This window comes from Mesorhizobium sp., assembly GCF_024509055.1.
Lineage (GTDB): Bacteria > Pseudomonadota > Alphaproteobacteria > Rhizobiales > Rhizobiaceae > Mesorhizobium.
Map to the genome: position 1 here is coordinate 1 of NZ_JANINM010000122.1, position 4470 is coordinate 4470.

Annotated in this window: 3 protein-coding genes; all 3 read right to left on the bottom strand. The window is 61.5% G+C overall.

Going from position 1 to position 4470, the window contains the following annotated elements:
* A partial coding sequence (locus Q0L57_RS06785; RefSeq protein ID WP_296739868.1) for a lipopolysaccharide biosynthesis protein occupies positions 1–1352 on the bottom strand: 1352 nt, incomplete at its 3' end.
* Complete coding sequence (locus Q0L57_RS06790; RefSeq protein ID WP_296739869.1) at positions 1349–2158, bottom strand: AAA family ATPase; 810 nt, start codon at positions 2156–2158, stop codon at positions 1349–1351. The genes Q0L57_RS06785 and Q0L57_RS06790, both read right to left, overlap by 4 nt.
* 63 nt (positions 2159–2221) lie before the next feature.
* Positions 2222–4470, bottom strand: a 2249-nt coding sequence (locus Q0L57_RS06795) for a Wzz/FepE/Etk N-terminal domain-containing protein (protein ID WP_296739870.1), incomplete at its 5' end; no start/stop codon positions are given.

A 4470-nucleotide genomic window follows, 5' to 3' on the forward strand; every position in this document is an offset into this window, starting at 1 on the left:
ACCAGTGAGAGCGAGAAGCCCACCGCAGCTCCGATCGTGCCGTCGAGCGCAATTCCTACGGCACAGGCGATGACGTTGGCCGCGGCGCCGCTGACCATCGTCGTCGCGGCGGCCCATTCGTGGCCGGTCATTGTCATGAGGTTCAACTGGGGTCCGCAAACCGCGCTGCAGAGGTACCCCATGATCAGGATTCGCCCGACAGGCGCTCCGGCCGCGAAATCCTTGCCGAACCAGCCCAGGAGAGGTTCGATAACCAGCAGCAACGGCACGGCCAGCGCGAGTCCCCCGCTGAAGCTCAAAACCGCCGCTCGAGAGAACAGCCGCTGCAGGCCCTCGTGATCCTTACGGGCATGAAGATCGGCTGCTGTCGGCGAGAACATCGTGCTGACTGCGACGCTCGAAAGGCCGACCAGCAGCGCCACATTTGCACCAAGGGCGAAAACGCCGGCCTCATGGACCCGGCCGGTCCAGCCAAGAAGCATGACTCCCGTTCGACCTACAAAAACATCGAGCCCGGTGATCAGCATTGTGGGGGGGATCACCGACCACCACCATTGGCGTGCACTGTAGCTCGCCTGCGCCTTGCGCAGCCCGGCCGGCCGCAGCTTCACCGCGGTGAGGAACACAAGTCCCGCGGTAACGGCCGAACTTGTTACGACGGCCGTCATCGCGAATTGGGCGTTCAACGTCCATTCGCCCGAAAAAGCTGCGCCGCCCAGCAATATCAACAGCAATCCGTCTCGCGCCACACGCTCGGGCAAGAGCGCCGACACTACGCCTCCAAAGGCTCGAACCAGGGTCGCGCCGAGCGTATAGGCGGTGATCATCGGCACCACTGCCATGGCCAGCAGCATAGCCGCCTGGAACTCCGGGACGAGTTGCTGCGACGGAAGAAAGACGACGAGTCCAGCTCCGGCCAAGCCCGCCAGCGTCGCCGTCAACAATGACGAGCACAGTGCGAAATTGATAACGCCGCGCGCCAGGTCCAAACGTCCGGCAGCGCTGTGCGCCGGCACGAAGCGCAACAATGAAACATTGAAGCCGAGGGTCGAGAGGGTGGCGAGAACGGTGCTCCATGCCAGTGCGTATGAGTAAATTCCGTAGCTGGTCGCGCCGACCATCCGCGCAATTCCAAGTTGGGCCATGCTGGTGAGGCCCGCTCCGCCGATATAGACCAGAAGGGCGAAGATGCTTGCGTGAACAAGGCGCCGGCTGGCGTTGCGACGCGGTGGAGACATCGCGGCGATGGCGCTGCGGGTCGTCTCCTCGATTGGAATGGAAAGCGGTGAGACGTCCGTGGCCACGTCGGCTGCGCGGAGTTCGAACAGCGGCCTTTGCTGACTTCCTTTCATGCTCTGTTCGCCCGCTGTTTGCCCGCCGCCCGTCGAGTTGTCGGCCCCCGCGCGTTATTGATGGAATGAGATCCAATCCGCGACAGCCGTGCCAGGACTTCCTTTTCCACCCGACTAAGGTCCCTCGCGGCCGATTGTTGGTCGACTGGTCGAACCGACAGCGTGTTTCGGCGAGCGGCCTGGAGAACACGGCCAATCTTGTCGAAGACCGCAAAGGCATTCATGTTTCCCGCCACGTCTACTTCGAACAGCCGTTCCGCAGCCGGCTCCTGCTTCATTCTTGCCTGGAGCCGTGGTTCCACGATTTCGCCCGGTACCACCACCCGAACCACCAGATCGGCCCGCGGGGCGAAACTAAGCGCTCGCGCAATCATCGAGTCGTCGGCACCGCCGCTAAATACCGCCAGGGATCCGATGGCCTGGACGAAGCCCTGATCGAATATCGTTATGTCGGGCGATTCCTGCGCCTTCTTCCAGCAACTCGACAGACGAACGATGTATTGCCAGATACGTGCGCGCCAAATTATGCCCTTTGGCGGTATCGATTCTATCAGGTGATTGGTGGTTCTTATGCCCGTATCTCCGGCGAGCGAGGACAGAACTGCCGCAAATACGGAAATGACGGCCGCAGAAATTCTGATCGTGATCGACAATATCGCGAAGTGATCCCAGCCATCGCCCTTGTTGCGTGGCTGATAAAAGCGCGCAACCCGGGCCACATGCCCTCGCTCGCGCAAACGCTGGGCGAGCGCGTTTGCGAAGGTTGTTTTGCCGGATCCCGGTGGTCCGAAAAATTCGATGATCATGCCAATTCAATCTGGAGATCGAGTTGTCGCGGCCTTGTTCTTTGGTATCGGCTGTTGTCCTCCTCAAAGTCCTCTCAACAACAGGTCGCCGCTATCCCCGAACCGATAGCTGGCATGCTGCTTGAGATCGACCTGCGTCAGAACGCTGGAGGGAGATGCAGGCAGGTTCCACGGCAACTTCTCCTCCACGCCGATGAACTCGAGGACGCTGCGGGCGATGTTCCGCGGCGTCGCCCCCCAACGTACGGTCAACAACACCGCGTCGGCCCAGCTTGTGAGCAATCGCGCTTCCGGCCCTGCCGCTCCGGATGGACCGTTCAGGATCACGAGACTGTATTTCTCACGCAACTTGTCCACGATCTTCGTTCCGTCCACCATCGCTATGAGGTGGAGCAAGTCGCGTGAGACAGGCGGCGCGGGCATGAATCCGACCTGGATTTCCGTCATCTCCTCCACCGTCTCGGCCAAGGACCGGTTATCGATGAGGAAGTCGGCTACGGAACCATTGATTCTGGATGTGCTGAACTCGTTCCGAAATTCGCGTGTGATCCGCGTTTCCTGCTGATCGAAGTCCACCAAAAGCACCTGTTCTCCGAGGCGGGTTGCGGTCAACGCAAGGCTCCATGCCAGCAGTGTTTTGTCTTCGCCTTCGTCGCTAGGCATGATCAGAATCACGCCAGGCAGGCGCAGTCTGGCGTTGGCCAGATTCATCAAAAGCGAGCCGACGGCACATGTGTAGAGGGCCTTGTGCTGCCCGAGCAGCAAACTGCAGAGTCGCCTCGCGCTCGGCCGGGCGATTTTTGGAATGAGACCGGAGCACGTGATCCCCAACGCAGCCTCTGCTTCGGCCTGGCTGCGCAGCGTTCGATCGAAACGCCGGCGTGCGAGTAAGAGAACGGCGGTGCCAAGGCCAAATACGATCATGCCAGGCGGGAGCAGGAATATCGCAGGCTGCGTTATCGGACGTGTCGGCGGCATCGCCTGGGACAGTATGGCGACGTCGGCCTGAGGAGACTCGATGCGCTGTTCGAGATCCTGCTGGCGGCCCAGCAGATAGTTGTAACGCTGAGAGATAACTTCGGCCTTCAATTCGAGGGCGCGCAGACCTGAGAGACGGTTTGCCGCGTCGGCCGAGGCGGCCTTCAGTGCGGCCCCCTGCTGCTGAAGCGATGCGACCTGCCGCTGATAGACCTGCCGTTCGGCTTCCAGCCGAGCGACCTCACGGTCAATCTCTTCTGTTGCAGGGCCTCGACCATTCAGGTTGCTCTCGCCCGTGACAGGAGTGCCGGTGCCGGCGGAAGGACCGATCGGTGCAGCCTGCCCGATTGCCGCCGCCATGTCCGCGGCCGGCGCGTTGCTGTCGCGAAGGCTGCTGATCCTCTCCAGCCGCGTTTCGACATCGGCCAGACTCGTCTTGGCCAGGGACATCTGCCGTCCGATGTCGGCGATCTCGCGACCATTGTCGTCGACACTCCCTGGGCCGGGAGCGCCGTTGTCGAAACGGTATGCCTGTAACTGAGCGGTAGCTTGCGCCAACTCGTCCTTGGTCTCGGGCAGACGCGCGACGATCGAGGTGAGTTCCTGCTGGTCCGACGCGCGGCTCTGCTGCGTCAGCCCGTCGACATAGACAGCGGCGACGGCGTTGGCGACCTGGGCGGCCCGGACAGGATTGCGATCAGTGAAGCCGATGCTGATTATTCGGGAACGAAGTTCCTGGCCGACCCTGAGCTCATCATGCAATGCCCTTAGATCTGCCGCGTCCTTGGTTTCTGACGATGCGACCGCATCCTGTTGATCGGAAATTATCAAGGACAAAAGACCGCTCGCCCACGTACGCGCCTTCTGCGCGATCGCGCCGACGATCCTGCGTGGCGCGCTCTGTGGCGGCGCGGGCGGCTGGTCCGCATCGGCCTTGCGGAGAGCCGCCAACACGTTTCTCAAATTCCCTTCGGACGAAAGCACCGTTAGATGACCGTCGACGATCGCGGCCAGTGAGTCCTGCGACGCCGCCGCCGCTCCGGCAGGAGTGGAACTCCCAGGCAGGGCGACGATCATTTGCGTGCTGGCTTCATAGAGGGGAGGGCGCATCAACCCTATGAACCCTGCCAAGGCACCGCCCAGGACGCTCATGCCGATGACGAGCCATTTCCTTCGCCAGACAGTTATCACCATCTGCTGGAAGGGCGTTGCGCTGTCCGCCTCTTCGAGGATTGGTCGCCTCAGTTTCACACTGGCTTCGTGCGCATGTGCAGGCGCCTGCTTCGGTCTTAGAAGTTGAATTTGGTTGACCATCTCAATCATCCTGCAAAAGC

Bases quoted from the DNA above. Each gene is read 5' to 3' on its own strand.
- Q0L57_RS06790 (WP_296739869.1), bottom strand. From the start codon at position 2,158: ATGATCATCGAATTTTTCGGACCACCGGGATCCGGCAAAACAACCTTC.